The sequence below is a fragment of the Exiguobacterium sp. E4787 genome (genome assembly GCF_018618375.1).
GTDB classification, from domain to species: Bacteria; Bacillota; Bacilli; order Exiguobacteriales; family Exiguobacteriaceae; genus Exiguobacterium; species Exiguobacterium chiriqhucha.
Genome location: NZ_JACSLY010000004.1, coordinates 189,636 through 207,779 on the forward strand (window position 1 = coordinate 189,636; position 18,144 = coordinate 207,779).

At 51.1% G+C, this 18,144-nt stretch carries 18 protein-coding genes and 1 rRNA gene; 11 read left to right on the top strand and 8 right to left on the bottom strand.

Features of this window, described 5'->3' with window-relative positions; translation table 11 throughout:
* Positions 1–11 precede the first annotated feature (11 nt).
* The 3 genes from KNP80_RS07005 to exaC all read right to left on the bottom strand — a co-directional run bounded on the left by KNP80_RS07005 (position 12) and on the right by exaC (position 2,761).
* On the bottom strand, positions 12–731 hold the full coding sequence (locus tag KNP80_RS07005) for a nuclease-related domain-containing protein (RefSeq protein ID WP_214719901.1): 720 nt from the start codon (positions 729–731) through the stop codon (positions 12–14).
* A gap of 148 nt (positions 732–879) precedes the next feature.
* Positions 880–1,239: a DUF779 domain-containing protein gene (locus KNP80_RS07010; RefSeq protein WP_131438319.1), complete on the bottom strand. Its 360-nt coding sequence runs from the start codon at positions 1,237–1,239 to the stop codon at positions 880–882.
* Position 1,240: 1 nt separating this feature from the next.
* Positions 1,241–2,761 (bottom strand): acetaldehyde dehydrogenase ExaC, encoded by a 1,521-nt coding sequence (exaC, locus tag KNP80_RS07015; protein ID WP_214834380.1) that lies wholly within the window; start codon positions 2,759–2,761, stop codon positions 1,241–1,243.
* Between the two features lie 222 nt (positions 2,762–2,983).
* On the opposite strand from exaC, the gene KNP80_RS07020 reads away from it, so the two are divergent.
* Positions 2,984–3,517, top strand: a complete 534-nt coding sequence (locus tag KNP80_RS07020) for a YceI family protein (RefSeq protein ID WP_214719902.1) — start codon at positions 2,984–2,986, stop codon at positions 3,515–3,517.
* A gap of 26 nt (positions 3,518–3,543) precedes the next feature.
* Here the strand turns inward: KNP80_RS07020 and KNP80_RS07025 are convergent, their stop codons facing one another.
* Complete coding sequence (locus KNP80_RS07025) at positions 3,544–4,503, bottom strand: metal-dependent hydrolase (RefSeq protein WP_251128971.1); 960 nt, start codon at positions 4,501–4,503, stop codon at positions 3,544–3,546.
* A 111-nt stretch (positions 4,504–4,614) separates the two neighbouring features.
* On the opposite strand from KNP80_RS07025, the gene mutY reads away from it, so the two are divergent.
* The 5 genes from mutY to KNP80_RS07050 all read left to right on the top strand — a co-directional run bounded on the left by mutY (position 4,615) and on the right by KNP80_RS07050 (position 9,721).
* Positions 4,615–5,649 (top strand): A/G-specific adenine glycosylase, encoded by a 1,035-nt coding sequence (gene mutY, locus KNP80_RS07030; RefSeq protein ID WP_214833259.1) that lies wholly within the window; start codon positions 4,615–4,617, stop codon positions 5,647–5,649.
* Positions 5,650–5,674: 25 nt separating this feature from the next.
* A complete protein-coding gene (locus KNP80_RS07035; RefSeq protein WP_286038422.1) occupies positions 5,675–6,061 on the top strand; it encodes an SRPBCC family protein in 387 nt (128 codons plus the stop codon).
* An 89-nt stretch (positions 6,062–6,150) separates the two neighbouring features.
* On the top strand, positions 6,151–6,693 hold the full coding sequence (gene ntdP, locus KNP80_RS07040; protein WP_021067741.1) for a nucleoside tri-diphosphate phosphatase: 543 nt from the start codon (positions 6,151–6,153) through the stop codon (positions 6,691–6,693).
* A 37-nt stretch (positions 6,694–6,730) separates the two neighbouring features.
* Positions 6,731–8,479 carry an ABC transporter ATP-binding protein gene (locus KNP80_RS07045; protein WP_214833260.1) on the top strand — a complete coding sequence of 583 codons (1,749 nt, stop codon included), beginning with the start codon at positions 6,731–6,733 and terminating at the stop codon, positions 8,477–8,479.
* Between the two features lie 93 nt (positions 8,480–8,572).
* Positions 8,573–9,721, top strand: coding sequence for a DUF3238 domain-containing protein (locus KNP80_RS07050; RefSeq protein ID WP_214833262.1), 1,149 nt, complete (start codon positions 8,573–8,575; stop codon positions 9,719–9,721).
* 13 nt (positions 9,722–9,734) lie between these two features.
* Here KNP80_RS07050 and KNP80_RS07055 read toward each other — a convergent pair whose 3' ends face one another.
* Entirely contained in the window at positions 9,735–10,151 is a 417-nt protein-coding gene (locus KNP80_RS07055; RefSeq protein WP_214833264.1) for a thiol-disulfide oxidoreductase DCC family protein, read from the bottom strand.
* Between the two features lie 53 nt (positions 10,152–10,204).
* Complete coding sequence (locus KNP80_RS07060; RefSeq protein ID WP_214834385.1) at positions 10,205–11,437, bottom strand: MFS transporter; 1,233 nt, start codon at positions 11,435–11,437, stop codon at positions 10,205–10,207.
* Between the two features lie 92 nt (positions 11,438–11,529).
* Between KNP80_RS07060 and KNP80_RS07065 the strand changes: the two genes are divergently transcribed.
* Entirely contained in the window at positions 11,530–13,167 is a 1,638-nt protein-coding gene (locus KNP80_RS07065; RefSeq protein WP_214834388.1) for an ABC transporter substrate-binding protein, read from the top strand.
* A 33-nt stretch (positions 13,168–13,200) separates the two neighbouring features.
* On the opposite strand, the gene KNP80_RS07070 is transcribed toward KNP80_RS07065, so the two are convergent.
* Entirely contained in the window at positions 13,201–14,499 is a 1,299-nt protein-coding gene (locus KNP80_RS07070; protein ID WP_214834391.1) for a glutamate-1-semialdehyde 2,1-aminomutase, read from the bottom strand.
* A gap of 179 nt (positions 14,500–14,678) precedes the next feature.
* Here KNP80_RS07070 and perR point away from each other — a divergent pair, with 179 nt between their 5' ends.
* Entirely contained in the window at positions 14,679–15,122 is a 444-nt protein-coding gene (gene perR, locus KNP80_RS07075; RefSeq protein ID WP_021067734.1) for a peroxide-responsive transcriptional repressor PerR, read from the top strand.
* A gap of 28 nt (positions 15,123–15,150) precedes the next feature.
* On the opposite strand, the gene KNP80_RS07080 is transcribed toward perR, so the two are convergent.
* On the bottom strand, positions 15,151–15,510 hold the full coding sequence (locus KNP80_RS07080; RefSeq protein ID WP_021067733.1) for a YgzB family protein: 360 nt from the start codon (positions 15,508–15,510) through the stop codon (positions 15,151–15,153).
* Positions 15,511–15,677: 167 nt separating this feature from the next.
* On the opposite strand from KNP80_RS07080, the gene KNP80_RS07085 reads away from it, so the two are divergent.
* The 3 genes from KNP80_RS07085 to KNP80_RS07095 form a co-directional block, all read left to right on the top strand.
* A complete protein-coding gene (locus tag KNP80_RS07085; protein WP_214715624.1) occupies positions 15,678–16,544 on the top strand; it encodes a nucleotidyltransferase-like protein in 867 nt (288 codons plus the stop codon).
* Between the two features lie 32 nt (positions 16,545–16,576).
* Complete coding sequence (locus KNP80_RS07090; RefSeq protein WP_214834425.1) at positions 16,577–17,752, top strand: PstS family phosphate ABC transporter substrate-binding protein; 1,176 nt, start codon at positions 16,577–16,579, stop codon at positions 17,750–17,752.
* A 286-nt stretch (positions 17,753–18,038) separates the two neighbouring features.
* A 16S ribosomal RNA gene (locus KNP80_RS07095) occupies positions 18,039–18,144 on the top strand; the annotation flags it as partial.

The following is an 18,144-nucleotide window of genomic DNA, read 5'->3' on the forward strand; positions in this document are numbered from 1 at the left end:
GGGACGGGGAATCATGTCACCCGTTGCTTGGCGGCGATATGGGCCTTCTTGACAGCTTCGTCCGCAGATGCGAATTGGAGCAGGTGCTCGTAGATGGCCGTCTGTTCGGCCAACGTCAAACGGGCCTCGCCTGACAAGGCAATCTGTTGTTTCCATGTCTTCCGGTTCAATACGGGAACGCCGGCCACGTCGATGCGCTTCAAGGTCGACCGATCGCTGAAGACGATCCAAGAGTGGAGCAGACTCCGCTCCACAGCAAGCGTTTGTTCCATCGCTTTCATATGTAACTCGTTTTGTTTGATCGGATTGAAAAATCGAAACTTCTTTCGGTTCGGCATCGATTGGGTCCAATGGCGTTCTTGTTCATGTCCAAAAATCCAGCCGCTATAATTTTTCGACTCAATCACGTGGACGCCGCTCTTGTTGATGAACACCACATCGATTTCAGTCGTACGCTCTCGATTCTTTGGATGGGGCAAATATAGATTCGTCAAGATGAGGGGGTTCGGGACGCGCTCCTCGATGGCGGCGACACATAAATATTCGCCGTATAAGCCGGTGTCTTGAACGACTTTGAAATAGCTATGTCCGGTCTGGGCATAATAGCGGCTCCGTTTATAACGCTTGACCTTCCTATACAATATACCGCTCATCACCAGGAACAAAGGACCGAATAGACTGACCAATGAAATCATCATTCCGTTAAGCATGCTCGTGAGAAGCTCGGACATAGTCTGCCTCCTTTCGTGTCTCTTTTTACTATATCGAAAAGAGCTGAATTTTAGGGTGATTTTTGGGTTAAATTGGAAATGTAATTTTGAGAAAAGGATATCTTTTGACTAAAAAAGACCAGCCACCGAGATGACTGGTCTTCTACATTCAGCTCTGTTGCAACTCGGCCCTTTCTTCGTCCGTGAACACGCGGGAACGGCTTAAAAACCGTTTTCCTTCGACGCCCTCGACCGAGAACATACCGCCCCGGCCCTCGACGACGTCGATGATGAGCTGGGTGTGTTTCCAATAATCGTATTGCTTCTCGTGCATATAAAATGGACAACCGCCGATTTCTCCGAGCAGGACGTCATGATCGCCAATCATGAACTCGTCTTGCGGGAAACACATCGGGGAGCTCCCGTCACAACAACCGCCCGACTGGTGAAACAAGAGCGGTCCATGTTTTCGTTTCAGCTGTTCGAGGAGCGCGAGCGTGGCGGGGGTGGCCTCGACGCGGTTCACCATCTCAGAAGAACCCGAGTTTTTGTTCGCTATAGCTGACGAGCATGTTTTTTGTCCGTTGATAATGGTTGAGCATCATCTTATGGTTCTCGCGGCCAATCCCAGACATTTTGTATCCACCGAACGCGGCATGGGCCGGATATTGGTGATAGCAGTTAATCCAGACGCGACCCGCTTGAATCTCGCGACCGAAGCGGTAGGCGCGGTTCATGTCACGCGTCCAGACGCCGGCACCGAGTCCGTATAACGTGTCGTTCGCGATGGCGAGCGCCTCGGCGTCGTCTTTGAACGTCGTCACCGATAGGACCGGTCCGAAGATCTCTTCTTGGAAGATGCGCATCTTGTTATGGCCTTTGAAGATGGTCGGCTGCACATAATAGCCGTCGGCGAGTTCGCCGTCCATCATGTTGCGTTCGCCGCCGATGAGGCACTCTGCGCCTTCCGACTTTCCGATCTCCAAATACGACAAGATTTTTTCCATCTGCTCATTCGAGGCTTGGGCACCCATCATGACGTCAGGGTCGAGCGGATTGCCGAGCTTGATTGCTTTGACTCGTTCGAGCACCCGTTCCATGAACGGCTCATAAATCGACTCGTGGATAAGCGCGCGCGAAGGGCATGTACACACCTCACCTTGATTCAAGGCGAACATGACGAGTCCTTCAATCGACTTGTCAAAGAAATCATCATCGGCGTCCATGATGTCCGCGAAGAAGATGTTCGGTGACTTCCCGCCGAGTTCGAGTGTGACCGGGATGATGTTTTGTGAGGCGTATTGCATGATGAGTCGACCTGTCGTCGTCTCACCCGTGAAGGCGACTTTGTCGACGCGGTCGCTCGACGCGAGCGGTTTGCCGGCCTCGAGCCCGAATCCGTTGACGATATTCAACACGCCGGGCGGGAGCAGGTCTTCAATCAGTTCCATGAGCACCATGATTGAAGCCGGCGTCTGCTCAGCTGGTTTTAACACGATACAGTTTCCGGCAGCGAGGGCCGGTGCGACTTTCCAGACCGCCATCAAGATTGGGAAGTTCCATGGGATGATTTGGGCTACGACACCGAGCGGTTCATTGAAATGATAAGCGACCGTGTCGTTGTCGAGTTCACTGATGCCGCCTTCCTGTGACCGGATGACGCCCGCGAAATAGCGGAAGTGATCGATGGCGAGCGGGAGGTCGGCGTTGAGCGTTTCGCGGACGGCTTTCCCGTTCTCCCATGTCTCGGCGTAAGCGAGCATCTCGAGGTTCGCTTCCATGCGATCGGCAATCTTATTTAAAATGACGGAGCGTTCTGTGACCGACGTTTTGCCCCATGCGTCTTTGGCGGTATGGGCCGAATCCAAGGCGAGCTCGATATCTTCTTTCGTTGAGCGAGCGACTTCGCATAAAACTTTACCATTTACCGGAGAGGTGTTCTCAAAATATTCTCCCCCCGCAGGCGCTGTCCACTTTCCGTTGATGTAATTTTCATAGCGGTCTTTAAAGTGTACTTTCGTGCCTGTCGAGTTTGGGACTTCATAAATCATGGTCGTTCCTCCCTTTTCCGTAAAGTATAGGGGAGACTATGTATGCGCTTACATTTTATTGTAAGTCAACAGCTCCCTTTTTCCATCGTAACGGGTCGTTGTGATAAAAGTCAAAATTTTTTGACAATAATTTGTCACATTTGAATTGATATGTTTTGAAGTCAAGATTTGTGGTAAACATCATATTAGTATCAATTTCAAATCGAAGGAGTGGACGGATTCATGGCAAAAGCATATCAAGTCGATCCAGCACACAGTACCATCAACTTTACGGTCAAGCATATGATGATTTCGAAAGTAAAAGGAGAGTTCAAAGATTTTCAGGTCGTGGCGAACGGGCAACCCGATGATCTCGCGAACGCAAGCGTGAAGGTGACGATTAAGGCGGCATCAATCGATACGAACAACAGTGACCGTGACAACCATTTACGGTCTGGAGACTTCTTCGATGTGGAGCAGCACGAGGACATCGTGTTCGAGTCGACATCGTTCCGCTCAAAAGGTGGCGGTGAATTCGAATTGACCGGGAATTTAACGATTCGCGGGACGACCCGGGAAGAGACGTTCGAAGTCGAGTACGAGGGAAGCGCGAAAGATCCGTGGGGCAACATGAAACACGCCTTTACCGGGGACGGGTCGATCAACCGGGAAGATTACGGATTGACGTGGAACCAGGCGCTCGAAGCGGGTGGCGTTCTCGTCGATAAAAAAGTCAAATTTGACTTTGAGCTCCAGTTCACGGAGTCAGAGGCATAAAAAAAGTCGCTCCTGTGAGCGACTTTTTACTGTACGTAGGCCAATTTCTTTTGCAAGCTCTCTTCACTGAACACCCAGCCAGTGAATGAAGACAACACTTCATTCGATTCTTCGTCGACGATGACGACGGCGACGAACGGATAGATATCTTTCGCGAAATAACGTAAGTTCGTGAAGCGATACTCGATCATCCCATTGTGGCGTGTGACCGTATACGTGTGAATCTTCGAGAATTCGAGGAACGATTGAAGATCCGCATTTTTACGCGCTTCCACGAAGTGAAGGTCATCTTCACCTGGCATCGGCTTGTCACGGAAACGACCGCATTCGATGACCGTCCCTTTTTTCACTTTGACGGCACCTAAACCGTTGCGGAATCGAACGGCGACATGCCAGTCATCCCAACCGATACCTGGCGAGATGAACAGTTCGTGTGCACCAGCGAAGTGACGGGCGACCGTGGCGAGGGCGCGGTTACGCAACTTGAATTGAATCGCGTAATAGCTGATGACGAGCGCAATGAGCAATGCAAAAATCGGGACAGTCGCCCCTGTGATAAGCCATAATACATATGCCCCATAGTAGGCAGAGAACAAATACGGATCAAACGTCCCGATGACGCCCCAGCCAATCCATTTTTTCGAAAACGGTTGGAGGGCCTGCGTCCCGTAGGCGTTAAATAAGTCGACCGTGACGTGCAGCAACACAGCGATTTGTGCCATGACCCATAGTGAGGCGGGGTTGACGCCAAGCGCGAGTCCGATGACGGCGCTGACGATGATCGGCCAGGCGAGTAATGCGGTTATTCCGTGTGAACGACCGCGGTGCTGGCGTAAATACGTGCTATTTCCTTTTAGTTTGAAGACCGTGTCAAAGTCCGGAGCGTGCGAGCCGACGAGTGCCGTCGCTGTCATGGCTAGAAACATTTGTGTGTCGCCTGACACCTCCGGGCTGAGTGTCGCGATTGCACTTAAACCTAGTCCCATCCCAATGTGAGTAGCAGTATCCAATGTGCTTCAGCACCTCCATAAAAATAGAAAAACCGCATATTTTAATCCACTACATCATACAATATTTTTAAAACGAGGGGAAACAAAATGCTCGATGTTGATAAATTGTTCACAAATTATAATATTCAAGAATTTAACACAAATTTAGTGACGTGGTTCAATCGCGAAAAGCGTGATTTGCCATGGCGCCACGGAAAAAATCCATATCGGGTCTGGGTGAGCGAAGTTATGCTCCAACAGACGCGCGTTGATACCGTCATCCCATACTATAACCGTTTCATGGAGCGGTTCCCGACGATTGAGACATTGGCAGCGGCCGAACCCGATGAGGTCGTCAAATATTGGGAAGGACTCGGTTATTATTCACGGGTCCGTAACCTTCATCAAGCCGTCCGAGAGGTCGTTGCCGTGTACGACGGGATCGTCCCCGAGGAAAAAGAGCGGTTCGAAAAGCTGAAAGGTGTCGGACCGTATACGACCGGGGCGGTGTTGTCGATTGCCTACAATCAGCCGGAACCGGCCGTCGATGGCAACGTTATGCGCGTCATGTCTCGTCAATTCGGGATTTATGACGACATCGCCATCCCGAAGACACGAAAACTGTTCGAACAAGTCGTGCGCCAACTGATGGACCCGGCGCATGCCTCAGATTTTAACGAAGGCATCATGGAGCTCGGGGCGACGGTATGCACGCCGAAAAACCCGATGTGTTCGCTCTGTCCCGTTCAAGACGATTGTTATGCTTATACCCATAACGTGCAAGATGAACTCCCGGTCAAGACGAAAAAAGGAGCGGCTCGGATTGAGATGTACGATGCGCTCTACTGTCGGCAGGACGGTCGGACCGCATACGTGAAACGCCCGGAAGCCGGTCTGCTCGCTGGAATGTGGCAATATCCGCTTACAGACCGCGGAACGGGGGAACAGTTAAACGGAACCTATATTGGACAAGTGAAACATGTGTTTTCTCATATCGTCTGGTACATCGATTTATATGAAGTCGAGACGCTGCCGGACGGCGAGTGGGCTTGGCTCAACGAAGAGGCGCGCAACGTGGTGACGGTATCGGTCGCCCAACAAAAATTAGAGCAGATGGCAGGTGCGAAAGATGAGACAGTTTGATGTACGAACACGATTCGACACGTCTGTGGACACATTATGGACGTTGCTTCAAGACGCTTCGCTCTTATCAAAACTGACGTCCTTCCCGAAAGTGACGCTCGTTGGGGATGGGGCCTCGGTCGAGGGGAACGTCGTTCAGCTCCGCATCGGGGTCGGGCCGGTCGCTTTGCCTTGGAATAGCGCCATCACATTGGCCGGAGACCGTGCCTTTTGTGATCAAGGCGTGAAGTTGCCGTTTCCGTTCCGTCGCTTCAGTCACGTCCACCGCGTCGAACAAGTGGACGGACAAGCCGTCATGGTCGACGAGGTCACGTTCGACAGTTACGTGCCGGCTGTCCTCGTCGAGTACTTCGTGCTCCGGCCGATGTTCAAAGCGCGAGCCGAGGCATTCCAAAAAACACTAAATTCGTGAAAATAAGAGATTTCCTTTTTCATTGGTTCTGAAAGTCGCTATAATTAAATATGAGAATTGTATAGCATCATAGCGGAAAGGAGGAGCTTATGAGCTTATTTCCCAAAGCAGGTAGCAAGATCGAGATACAGAGCTACAAGCACAACGGAACTTTGCATCGCGTTTGGGAAGAAACGCTCGTCCTTCAGTCGTCAAAAACGGATATGATCGGATTCAATGACCGTATTATGGTCAGTGAGTCAGACGGCCGGCAATGGAGAACTCGTGAGCCGGCAATTTGCTACTTTTCATCTGAGTTTTGGTTCAATGTCATCTGCATGATTCGCGAAGATGGGATTTACTACTACTGTAATCTAGGTTCGCCGACAACGTTCGATGGGGCAGAACGTGCCATCAAGTACATCGATTACGATTTGGACATCAAGGTGTTCCCGGATATGTCGTACACGATTTTAGATGAGGATGAATATGAGCGGCATCGTCGCGAGATGAATTATCCGAAAGCGATTGATCGAATCTTGAAACAGAACGTTCAAGAACTTATTAACTGGATTCGAGGACGGAAAGGGCCGTTCAACCCAACATTCGTCGATGAATGGTATCGCGAATACGAAGCACGTTACCGGAGATGATTGCTCATCTCCGCTTTTTTTCTTGAAGGAGGAACTAATGGGTAGTATTAAACGTTATTTAAAGTTCGTTAAACCGTATAAAAAACAAATCGCGCTGACCATCTTCGTCGGGATTTTGAAATTCTCGATCCCGCTCGGGTTGCCGCTCCTTTATAGATATGTCATCGACACTTATTTGACAGACCCAGAACCGGCAAGAGATTATACCGAGCTCGTCTGGCTGTTCAGCATCGTCTTCTTCGTCTTCCTCGTCTTGAAGCCGCCGATTGAATATTTGCGCCAATATTTGGCGCAATGGGCGGCGACGCGGATTTTATTCGACGTCCGGAACCGATTGTTCGACCACGTCCAAAAACTATCGCTCCGCTATTATTCGAACAATAAGACGGGACAGATTATCTCGCGCATCATCAACGATGTCGAACAGACGAAAGACTTCGTCATCACCGGCCTGATGAACATTTGGCTCGATATGGTCACGATTTTAATCGCGATCGCCATCATGTACACGATCGACCCGCAATTGACGCTCATCGCCATCTTGCCGCTCCCGTTCTACGCCATCGCCGTTCGCTACTTCTACGGAAGATTGCGCCGGCTTACGCGGGAACGCTCGGCCGCCCTTGCGGACCTTCAAGGTCATTTGACCGAACGCGTCAACGGGATGGCCGTTATCCGCAGCTTCGCCCTCGAACCGTATGAGAACAAGGCGTTCGAAGAACAGAACGGCGGTTTCTTGAAGGCCGCGCTCCGTCATACAGGGTGGAACGCGAAGACGTACGTCGTCGTCTCGACGATCACGGACATCGCACCGATTTTAATCTTCACATCGGCTTCTTGGCTCGTCCTGCAAGAACAAGTTTCACTCGGGACGCTCGTCGCCTTCATCGCGTATATCGATCGTCTCTACGCACCGCTCGGCCGTCTCGTCAACTCGGCGACGACGCTCACGCAGTCGGTCGCTTCGATGGACCGGGTCTTTGAGTTCCTCGATGAGCCGTATGACATCGAAGAAAAATCGAGTGCGTTCGTTCCCGTGAAAACGGCAGGCGACATCGAACTCGATCAGGTCAGCTTTGCGTACGAGAAAGACGGTACCCGCGCCCTCCGTGACGTCAACCTGCATATTCGCTCTGGAGAACGGGTTGCGTTCGTCGGCATGTCCGGTGGCGGAAAGTCGACGCTCGTCAGCTTGATTCCCCGGTTTTATGACGTCACGTCGGGCAGCATCAAAATCGATGGCACCGATGTCCGTGATTTCAAATTGCGGGCGCTGCGCGATCAAATCGGGATGGTCATGCAAGATTCGGTTCTGTTCAGTGAATCGGTCGCGATGAACATCCGGATGGGGAATCCGGAAGCGAGTGACGAAGATGTGATCGCCGCCGCGAAAGCAGCGAACGCACATGAGTTCATCTCGAACTTGCAGGATGGCTACAATACGCCGGTCGGGGAAAAAGGTGTCAAACTGTCAGGCGGTCAGAAACAACGGCTTGCCATCGCCCGTGTCTTCTTGAAACATCCGCCAATCATTATTCTCGACGAAGCGACGAGTGCGCTCGACCTTGAGAGTGAGGCGATGATTCAGGATTCGCTCGCGCGTTTGACGAAAGGGAGAACGACGCTCATCGTCGCGCATCGATTGTCGACCATCACCGATGCCGATAAGATTGTCGTCGTCGATAACGGACAAATTATGGAGACCGGGACGCATGAAGAATTGATGCGTCGCCGCGGAGCCTATTACGATTTGTATATGATTCAAGATTTGGCAGTCGTCGAATGAGACGCGGCCTCGAGGAGACTCGGGGCCTTTTTTTGTTTTCCGTGACAGTGAGACGGGAATGAAGAAACGACATGCCAAAAGGGGGAGAGTCCAATGATGAACGGGGAAGGTTTAATCACAGTAAAACCGCTTAAGGACGCACTCGAGCTGACGTGGTCAGTGGAGGGGAAGATCCGGCTTACGCGAAACGGGAAGTATGTGTATGAAGGGACCGACCAGCACTATGTCGACCATGAGACGGCCGTCGGAGAGCAAGTCGCCTATCGTCTCACGGATGAGCAAGGGGAAGTGGCGAAAGTGTATACGGCCGCCGTCGACCCGAGCGATGATTTGTATTGGAATCGACATCTCACATCGGCCGTCGTCGCGTCGACCGGTACCCATCTCCAATGGGATCCGATTCCTGACGTCGAGACGTATGCGATTTATCGAAAAGGACGACGAATCGCCGAGGTCGTCGGGAACGCCTATTTGGACGACACACCGCTACACGAACCGACGATGTACGAAGTTCGGGCGCTCCGCCCGGTGAAGCGGGACGCGAAACCGGGGACGCGTCTCATTCACGCTGTCGGCAAAGCAATGTCACTCGCCAAAGAATTGAAGACGGACACGCGGCGCGACAAAGAACTGTTCGTCATGTATTTTCTCGTCAGTCCGCTCCGTCCTGATTTGGAGACGGTCAATCAGATTCAGCTTCGCGTCCAGACGTTCATTCGTCCGCCGATGATTAAAAATCCGAACTTATTGTCGCCTCACCCTTATTTTGAAGGGGATGGACGACCATATAACGTTCATGCGAACGACTATCGGACGCGGACGGAAGTGAAAGTCGAAGGGATGCACGACATTCCGATCGTCTCTATCAAAAAAGATGCCGGAGTGACGCGCGGATACAACGCCCGTCATCAACTGACAGGAGAAGATGTCGCTTCGGTCGATCAAGTGTATCTTGACGCTATCGATATTGACCGGGGGCGGACCGCATACCGCTTGCACCATTCGGTCGGCAATCCGCTCGTCATCGCGCCGGACATCAAGTACACGATTGTCGCACAATTGAAGGACACTGCCACGTTCAAACTGTCCGGTAGTCATACGCAATCACCGCACCATGAAGTGTATCTTCAAGTCGGGGATGCCCCGTGGACGACGATTCACCGGGCCGATGACCTCGGTGTCAGCTTCATGGGCAATCCGATGCCGGAGTGCCATTGGACGTACTTGACGTGTATGGACTAAAAAAACCGTCGACTCATCGAGTCGGCGGTTTTGGTTGTTGATCGAGAAACCGGATTCGTTCTTCCGGTGTCGGCAGTTTACACGTCTGTTTTTGTCCGAACCATTCGTAACGATGCTTGGCGATGACATCATAGCCGAAGTCGCGAATCGGTTTTGGGACGATTTTCACGAACCGGAGCCATCGCCACATCCCATCCAATCCTTCTGCAATCCGGATGGCCGCGTCGGATTTGATATAGGGCACGCCGTCACGAATCAAGACGATACTGTCAACCGAGTCGCTGATGCGGTGACGTTCGCGTAAAGCTTTCCCAGCGTCGCCTTGGAGCGAGGCAAAGTGGAAATTTCCTGTTGTGTCCCGATTCAAGATGAATTGGACGCTGGCGTCGCAAAAATTACAGTCTCCATCAAACAATACAATGGCTGGCATTTGGTTCGCCCCCTTCTCTCTTGCCTGTTTCCGTTCCGGAGTCAGTTCAAACGTCATGCGGCAAGCTGGCGTAGCGATTCCATTTTATAGAGCGAGACGTAATAAAGATACGCCCCGAGCGCCCCGAACAAGAAGATGTAGCCGCTCATGAACACAGGTCCGATGAACGCCCCGACGACGATGCCGGCCGCGGCCACGAGTTTGGCCCCATGGAATGTGAGTCCTCCAAAAGCGAGATACGAAGCGCGACGCTCTGGGTCGAGCAGGTCGACTTGCTTCACTTGGCGGATTGGTGAGTATAGCAACTCCCCGACCGTGAAGACGATGGCCAAGACGGCGAGAATCAGAAATGAGTTCATCGATGTGATGGCCGCATACGCTGTGATATAGAGTGACAAGCCGATGAAGAATACGTATTTCTCCCGGTACCGTTTCACAAAGGCGGTGACGGCGAACGTGATGGCGACGACGAGCAATGTGTTCTCGAGCTGCATGAACGCCATCATCCGGACACCGTCGAACGGCACGCCGATAATCGCACGTTCTTGGAACGATTCGGCCAAATGAACGCCGATATAGTTTGCCATATGAAACTCTGTCGAGAAGACGAGCAAGCTACCGAGCACGAAAAGCATCCAGCGTCGGTCATTCAAGGCAATCCGATAGTTTTGAATCACGCCGACGATCGGGTTGGCCGGCGTCGACCGATTACCTTGATGTGAATCGACGAGATAGCGTTGCAAGACGACCGTTGTGATGGTCAATACGAGCGTCATACCGATAAATAAACCAAACCGATAGTCGCGATAGAACGCACCGCCGAGCATGACACCGCCGGCGATCGCTAAATTGACGAGCCAATAATCATATACATAAATCGCTTTTCGATTCGATGGTTCCATCGAGTCGATCACAATCGCTTCGAGAGCCGGATAGTTCAAGCCGTTGGCGACGGCATGACCGAAATACAAGATGGCGACGGCGAGTGCCCAGTTGTTCGATGGGTGAATCGCGACTGTCATTCCGATGAAGCAGAGAATTTGGACGAGTTGGCCAATCTGTAAGACGTGCTTGCGATTAAAGCGGTCGGAGAAGTACCCACCGAACAAGCCGGTGACATACCCGACGATGACGAATGACGTCATGATGATCCCAGCAGCGATTTTGCCGAGTTCTTCTGAAAAATATAAAGCCATGAATGGAAAGATGGCCGAGCCGACGATGCGGATGAAAAATCCACAGACGAGTCGAAGTCGGACGTTAGTTGGGAAATCTTTGAATTTCATGTGAGCACCTCCTTGTCACTACTTTAAACGTGGACTACACTTGGTAAAAAGAGACAAATTATTTGGACATGTCCACTTTTAGGGGGAATGACATGAATGCAAAACTAGTGGCAATTTATCGCTATGCGTTACAGGCGGACAAAATGGACGTGACACTCCGGCAAGCCGTCGAGGTGGTCGGCTATAGTGAGAAACAAGTGAAGCGCGATATCAAGGCATGGGAGGCGATGGGGTGGGTGACCTATCAAGCCGGCAAAGGGCGCGGCCATGAATCGATGCTTCGTTTTCAGTCGGACTTTGACGAGACGCTCCAGGCGTGGGTCGTAACCTCATTTTCTGAGGCTACGATGGCGCAGGCGGCCAAATGGTTGGAGTGGGATTGGCCACCCGCATTACGGGAACTGATCCAAGCGCGGATTTGGAATCGATTTGGTTTCGAACAGACGGAAGAAGACCGTTTTATTTTCCCGAGGACGCGGACACTCGAGTCACTTGATCCGCTTGATATCCACATCGCGATGGAGGCGTCGTTATCGCGTCACGTCTTCGACCGCCTGTTCGAATGGGACGGGACTACGGTTCAACCGTCGCTAGCCCATCATATGGAGGAGACGCCATTTGGATTTCGCTGTTACATCCGTAAAGGGATCACTTTCCACAACGGGATGACGTTAACGGGCAAAGACGTCGTCTACTCATTGAGCCGACTCTTGGCTCGCGGCAAACAAGTCTGGTTGTTCGCACCGATTGATCGGGTCGACTCGCCCGCACCGTATGTGGTCGACCTCTATACGAAAGCACATCGGGCCTACATCGAGCGCTTGCTTGCTCAAACACCGGCATCCATTACGTATGAAGGAGCAGAAGGGATTGTTGGGACGGGGCCTTTCAAATTGGAGAAACAATCTGACGACGTCGTGCGTTTACGGGCGTTCGAGCGCGGGTTGCGCCCGCGTCCGTCATTGGACGTGGTTGAGTTTGTCACGTTCTCGGAAGCAGATCACGCCAAATGGAGCGCCCGGGACGATCATAGCGTCGTGAAATGGATTGCCGAGGCCGGGGCTCGTTATCTCATGTTCAACTTACAGCACTCCTGGCTGAAAGAAGATATGGCGACGCGACGAGCGATTCAACGGGCGATCGATAAACAAGCGGTCGTCGATTTGGGGGGAGAACGTCATCAAGTGGCCCACGGCTTTTTCCCGGAAACGAGTCGCCCGATTCCACTGGCCGAGCCAAGCGAGAGTTCTAAGCGTCCGCTCCGACTATTACACTTGCCGTTCGACGTGGCGACGGAAGACGCGGCGCTCGTCGCATCACAGTTGCGGGCTGCCGGTTTCACCGTCGAGACGGAGACGTATGCGCTCAGTTGTTTACTGCAAGAGGAGACACTTCGCCGAGCCGATTTGATTTTATGCGGGGAGATGATGAGCGAAGACTTGGATTTGGCGTTTCTCGCCTTTTTGACGAGTGAACTGTCGCTCGTCGGCAAGCTCGTCGCACATGAAACGGACCTCCGAACGATGATGGACCGCTACCGTCAAACCGATATGAGCGCTTGGCCGATGCTCCATCGGGAGGTGGAACGCTATTTGACGGAGGCGGCGCTCGTCATTCCGCTATACCATGTCGAGCGGGAGCGGAGCTTCCCGAGTTTTCTAGGCGACGTGCCGGTCGATATATTCGGACATCCACGCTACGACCAGTTGTGGATCCGACCTTCGGTGTAATCAAAAAGGAGATGCCGCGGCATCTCCTTTTACTTATAGTTGGGCGAAGGCGCGGTTTACCGCAACAATCGTCTCTTCGATATCTGTCTCGCTATGCTCAGTCGTCAAGAACCAAGCCTCATACTTAGAAGGGGCCAAATTGACACCATTCTCGAGCATCAATTTAAAGAAGCGTCCGAACACTTCAGCGTCCGACTTCTCGGCTCCCTCATAGTCGGTCACGACCTCGTCCGTGAAGTACACCGTAAGTGCGCCTTTTAGACGGTTCAATGTGATGGTCACGCCGTGTGTTTCAGCGGCTTCACGAATCCCGGCCTCGAGCTGGGCACCGAGCGCGTCAAGCTTTTCATACACACCCGGTTGCTCGAGTACTTCGAGGCAAGCAATCCCTGTTGCCATCGATGCCGGGTTACCGGCCATCGTTCCGGCCTGATAAGCTGGACCGAGCGGAGCGACCGTTTCCATAATTTCAGCTTTACCTCCATAGGCACCAATCGGCAAGCCTCCGCCGATGATTTTCCCGAGGGCGGTCATATCCGGCTCGATGCCATATACTTGCTGGGCACTGCCGTATGTGAAGCGGAACGCCGTGATCACTTCGTCGTAAATAACGAGGGCGCCATGTTCATGGGTGATGTCGTTGATGGCCTGGAGGAATCCAGGTTTCGGCTCGACGATGCCGAAGTTTCCGACAATCGGTTCGACGAGGACACAGGCGATTTGACTGCCCCATTCGCGCATCATGTCTCGGAACGCCTCGACGTCATTGAACGGCACGGTGATGACTTCTTTCGCCGTGGCCCGTGTGACGCCGGCCGAGTCTGGTGAGCCGAGCGTGGCCGGTCCGCTGCCTGCTGCGATGAGCATCAAGTCCGAGTGGCCATGATAGCAACCGCTGAATTTGACGACGAGTTCGCGTCCCGTGTAAGCACGGGCGACACGTACGGTCGTCATGACCGCCTCGGTCCCCGAGTTGGTGAAACGGACCTTATCCATTGACGGGATGGCCGCCTTTAGTTTTTTCGCGAACTCGACTTCAAGCGCATGCGGTGTCCCGTAAAGGAGTCCTTTAGACGAAGCCGCGATTAACGCTTTATGGATATGCGGGTGAGCGTGGCCCGTAATAATCGGACCGTATGCCGCCAAATAGTCGATATAACGATTGCCGTCGACGTCATAGAAATAGGCGCCGTCTCCTCGTTCCATATAAACGGGTGCACCGCCGCCGACTGCCTTGAATGAGCGGGAAGGGCTGTTGACCCCGCCGACGATATGCGTCAAGGCATCGGTATACAAAATGTCTGAATTGTTGCGTGTAGATGATGTTGCCATATGTATTGCCTCCTTTTACGAATTCGCACTTATTGTATCATAGCCGTCAACCGCATAAGCTCAACGTTTGACGACCGTTCCAGAAATCAGTACACTATTTATAAAGATTACTATGTAAGAAACAGGTTAATTACTACTAACACTTCGTATGAATTCTATAGAAGAAATGAGGGATTGACATGGGAAGCGAAATGCTTGACCATGCTGTTCAGTCGCTCCGAGAACATGGAGTCAGAATGACGCCTCAGCGCCAGGCCATTTTGGAGTACCTCGTCACGGAGCACAGTCACCCGACAGCGGATGACATTTATAAGGCACTTTCGGCGAGATTTCCGAACATGAGTGTCGCTACCGTCTATAACAACTTGCGCGTCTTTAAAGAAGTTGGTCTCGTCCAAGAGATGAATTACGGCGACGCATCGAGCCGGTTTGATTTCGTGACGTCGCGTCACTACCACATCATCTGTGATGCGTGTGGGAAAGTCGTTGACTTCAACTACCCGGTCCTCGATGAAATCGAATCGGTCGCATCTCAATTGACAGGGTTCAAAGTCGACCGTCATCGTCTCGAAGTATACGGGACATGCCCGGCGTGCCAAGCTGAACAAGCGCATAAACATTAAAAAACATCCTCTGCCTGAGGATGTTTTTTTATTCGTGTGAATGTGATTGGCGTTTGTTATATTTTTCGTCGAACTCTTTACCTTCGAGCGATTGGTCAATCGTGAGCGGTTCGTCGCAATGCATACATAAGTCGACCCGACCGAGCATCTTTGTCTGTTTCTCACAATTCGGGCAAGTGACGACGATGGCTTTCGTGGATGCCATCCCAATAATAAAGTAGAGCGCTGAACTCGATAACACCATCACGAAGCCGAGCAACATGAAAATAATCATCAGCCATGTGATGCTTTTCGCCAACAGGCCGAGATACATGACCCCGATTCCCGCAAAGACGAGCAACAACGCAAGGTTTCGAGCGCGGTTGATTTTATTCCCCCGTTTTTTCATTTCGTAATCCCTCCATGTCTGTCTTTACTATAGCTCATCTGCTCGACCGTGAGAAGTTCATACAATCGTTGGCAGGAGAATTTTAAAAGAAGGCGAATCATTTTCGTATCAGATTATTGGGTGGACGTTTGTAGTTCATCATATAGAAAGAAGGTATCAAGGTGACTATGGAGTATGCCACACGCACGATCTATTCGGAATATGCAGCCTTGAAGACGACGCTTGGCATCATCGAAGTGAAGAAGAAACGACCACGCGATCCGTTGACAGACCAATCGGACCGGTTGTTGATTGTGATTGAAGCCAAAGAAGAACCGTTCTGGACAGTGAAGCACTATCAGGTCGGACAAGAGAAAATCATTCTCCATTTGGTGAGTGATTCGATGATGGACCGCTGGATTTTGATGAACGAGAATCGCCGGGCCATCCACTGGATTGAAGATGGGATGGTCTTGTTTGAACGAAATACGTTTTTATTAGACTTGCGACAACGTCTTCGTAATTTCTCAAACGATGAGCAACGTCTGCAACTATCGCTTGCTTTTGCGAAATTGCTGCGACGCTTTGAAGACGGCCGAAGTTTATTTTTGCAAGAGGAACACCAAGACGCCTTCACCCAAATTCATCATGCCTTGACTCATTTGGCCAGATTATCGGTCTTAGAGGCCGGGATTCATCCTGAAATCGTATTATGGAAACAAGTACGCACACTCGATTTAGAAATATATAAACTCCACGAGGAACTCGTGAGCGGACAAGAGTCGCTTGAACAACGGATTCACTTGGTGATTATCGGAATGGAACATTTGATTCAATCAAAAGTGTTGCCGGGCACGCTTCTGCTACTGCAAACGATGCAACAACGCGATGAACCGTGGCCGTTCTCGGAATTAATGGAACACCCGAACTTGCAAGCATTGAAAGTCGACCTAGGTAGCATCGTCGGGTTCCTTGTCCGCAAAGGATATGTCCGTTCGGTCGCGCGACCGACAAAAGGTGTTGGAGTCGAAGCCATCGCCTATGAGATCGCCTAACTATATAGAAGCGAATGGAGTAGTTGAATCAGATGAAAATCGTCAAGTTTATATTCGGTAGTGTGTTGATTGTGCTTGTGACCGCAGTCATATCGGTCTTTACAGCACTCTTTACGATGGGCAATCCGATTGCAGGAGGACGCCCGATCCTTTGGACCATTTGGTACGTTGCCGCTTTATTAATTCTCATTATGGCGCTATATGACTTTTCGTCGTTAACGAAGGGGCAACTCAAACGAGTCGGATTGATTGGAACCGTGATTGGAGTCGTGTTCTTCGGTTCAGTGAAAGGGTACTACGTGTATACAGAGGGTTTGCGGATTGAAGAACGCGGTGTTGAGTTGTTTGACTATCAACCGTTTAAAGAGGAATCCGATTTAGCTAAGCTCGATGCGCCATCTTCGTTTAGAATCGATTCAAATCTCCCACGCCTCGATGGTGCTACGGCACTATATCCACTGTATGCGTCTTTTGTCGAAGCGGTTTATCCTTCTGACGAATATAATCCGTATAGTACGGAGGAGAGTCCTGTCGTCTCAACGACGACGGGGGAAGCGTACGATCGGTTGATTCAAGGGAAGACGGACATCATCTTTGTCGCAGGACCATCAGATCTTCAAGTGGCCGCGGCTAAGAAGGCTGGTGTGGAGTTCAACATGACACCAATCGGGCGCGAAGCGTTTGTCTTTTTTGTACATGAAGACAATCCAGTTGATTCGCTTAAATTAGACGAGATTCAACAAGTATATGCCGGAGACATCGATAATTGGAGTGAGGTTGGAGGCGAGAATGATCCGATTCGAGCCTTCCAACGTCCAGAAGGAAGCGGGAGCCAGACGGCCTTGCAGCGGGTGATGGGTGATCGTAAATTGATGGCTGCACCCGTTGAAGATGTTCCGGAAGGTATGGGCGGTATTATCGAACAGACGGCCGCATACACTAATCATAAAAATGCGATTGGATTCTCTTTCCGCTTCTATGCGACCGAGATGGTCGAAGATCACGACATTAAATTACTTCAAGTGAATGGAATCGCTCCAACGGTCGAAACCATCGCTGACGGGACGTATCCGATCACTTCTGAATTTTATGCCATCACGACAGAAGAGAACTATGAAACGCATAAGCCGTTTTTAGATTGGATGACATCTGAAGAAGGGCAGACATTGGTGGAGCGGACGGGCTATGTGCCGCTAGCGAAAGATTGAAGCGTTGGGCCTCATGACGGGGGCTCAACCTTTTTTATTTTTTGTAATATTTCTATTGACGAAGTGGTAAATAGAGATTATAGTTATAAACGTTGTCACGGCAAAAGATTATTTCAGTAAAACAATTTGTGAAAAAAGTTGTTGACGCGGATATAGACGACGTGATAAATTAATGAAGTCGCCAAGAGCGGCAGACGAACTTTGAAAACTGAACGATGAGGCAAAAAAGTTTTACAATGTTTGAATGAAGCGCAAGCTTCGTCATTTTTAAAGAGCTATATCAAATTCTTTGGAGAGTTTGATCCTGGCTCAGGACGAACGCTGGCGGCGTGCCTAATACATGCAAGTCGAGCGCAGGAAATCGACGGAACCCTTCGGGGGGAAGTCGACGG

What these genes read in the sequence shown, in the direction of transcription:
- KNP80_RS07010 (WP_131438319.1), bottom strand. Translation starts at nt 1,239, where the DNA reads ATGGTGAACCGCGTCGAGGCCACCCCCGCCACGCTCGCGCTCCTCGAA.
- KNP80_RS07070 (WP_214834391.1), bottom strand. Translation starts at nt 14,499, where the DNA reads ATGGCAACATCATCTACACGCAACAATTCAGACATTTTGTATACCGAT.
- KNP80_RS07005 (WP_214719901.1), bottom strand. Translation starts at nt 731, where the DNA reads ATGTCCGAGCTTCTCACGAGCATGCTTAACGGAATGATGATTTCATTG.
- KNP80_RS07085 (WP_214715624.1), top strand. Translation starts at nt 15,678, where the DNA reads ATGGAGTATGCCACACGCACGATCTATTCGGAATATGCAGCCTTGAAG.
- KNP80_RS07065 (WP_214834388.1), top strand. Translation starts at nt 11,530, where the DNA reads ATGAATGCAAAACTAGTGGCAATTTATCGCTATGCGTTACAGGCGGAC.
- KNP80_RS07055 (WP_214833264.1), bottom strand. Translation starts at nt 10,151, where the DNA reads ATGCCAGCCATTGTATTGTTTGATGGAGACTGTAATTTTTGCGACGCC.
- KNP80_RS07025 (WP_251128971.1), bottom strand. Translation starts at nt 4,503, where the DNA reads ATGGGACTAGGTTTAAGTGCAATCGCGACACTCAGCCCGGAGGTGTCA.
- perR (WP_021067734.1), top strand. Translation starts at nt 14,679, where the DNA reads ATGGGAAGCGAAATGCTTGACCATGCTGTTCAGTCGCTCCGAGAACAT.
- KNP80_RS07050 (WP_214833262.1), top strand. Translation starts at nt 8,573, where the DNA reads ATGATGAACGGGGAAGGTTTAATCACAGTAAAACCGCTTAAGGACGCA.
- mutY (WP_214833259.1), top strand. Translation starts at nt 4,615, where the DNA reads ATGCTCGATGTTGATAAATTGTTCACAAATTATAATATTCAAGAATTT.
- KNP80_RS07090 (WP_214834425.1), top strand. Translation starts at nt 16,577, where the DNA reads ATGAAAATCGTCAAGTTTATATTCGGTAGTGTGTTGATTGTGCTTGTG.
- KNP80_RS07060 (WP_214834385.1), bottom strand. Translation starts at nt 11,437, where the DNA reads ATGAAATTCAAAGATTTCCCAACTAACGTCCGACTTCGACTCGTCTGT.
- ntdP (WP_021067741.1), top strand. Translation starts at nt 6,151, where the DNA reads ATGAGCTTATTTCCCAAAGCAGGTAGCAAGATCGAGATACAGAGCTAC.
- KNP80_RS07080 (WP_021067733.1), bottom strand. Translation starts at nt 15,510, where the DNA reads ATGAAAAAACGGGGGAATAAAATCAACCGCGCTCGAAACCTTGCGTTG.
- KNP80_RS07020 (WP_214719902.1), top strand. Translation starts at nt 2,984, where the DNA reads ATGGCAAAAGCATATCAAGTCGATCCAGCACACAGTACCATCAACTTT.
- KNP80_RS07045 (WP_214833260.1), top strand. Translation starts at nt 6,731, where the DNA reads ATGGGTAGTATTAAACGTTATTTAAAGTTCGTTAAACCGTATAAAAAA.
- exaC (WP_214834380.1), bottom strand. Translation starts at nt 2,761, where the DNA reads ATGATTTATGAAGTCCCAAACTCGACAGGCACGAAAGTACACTTTAAA.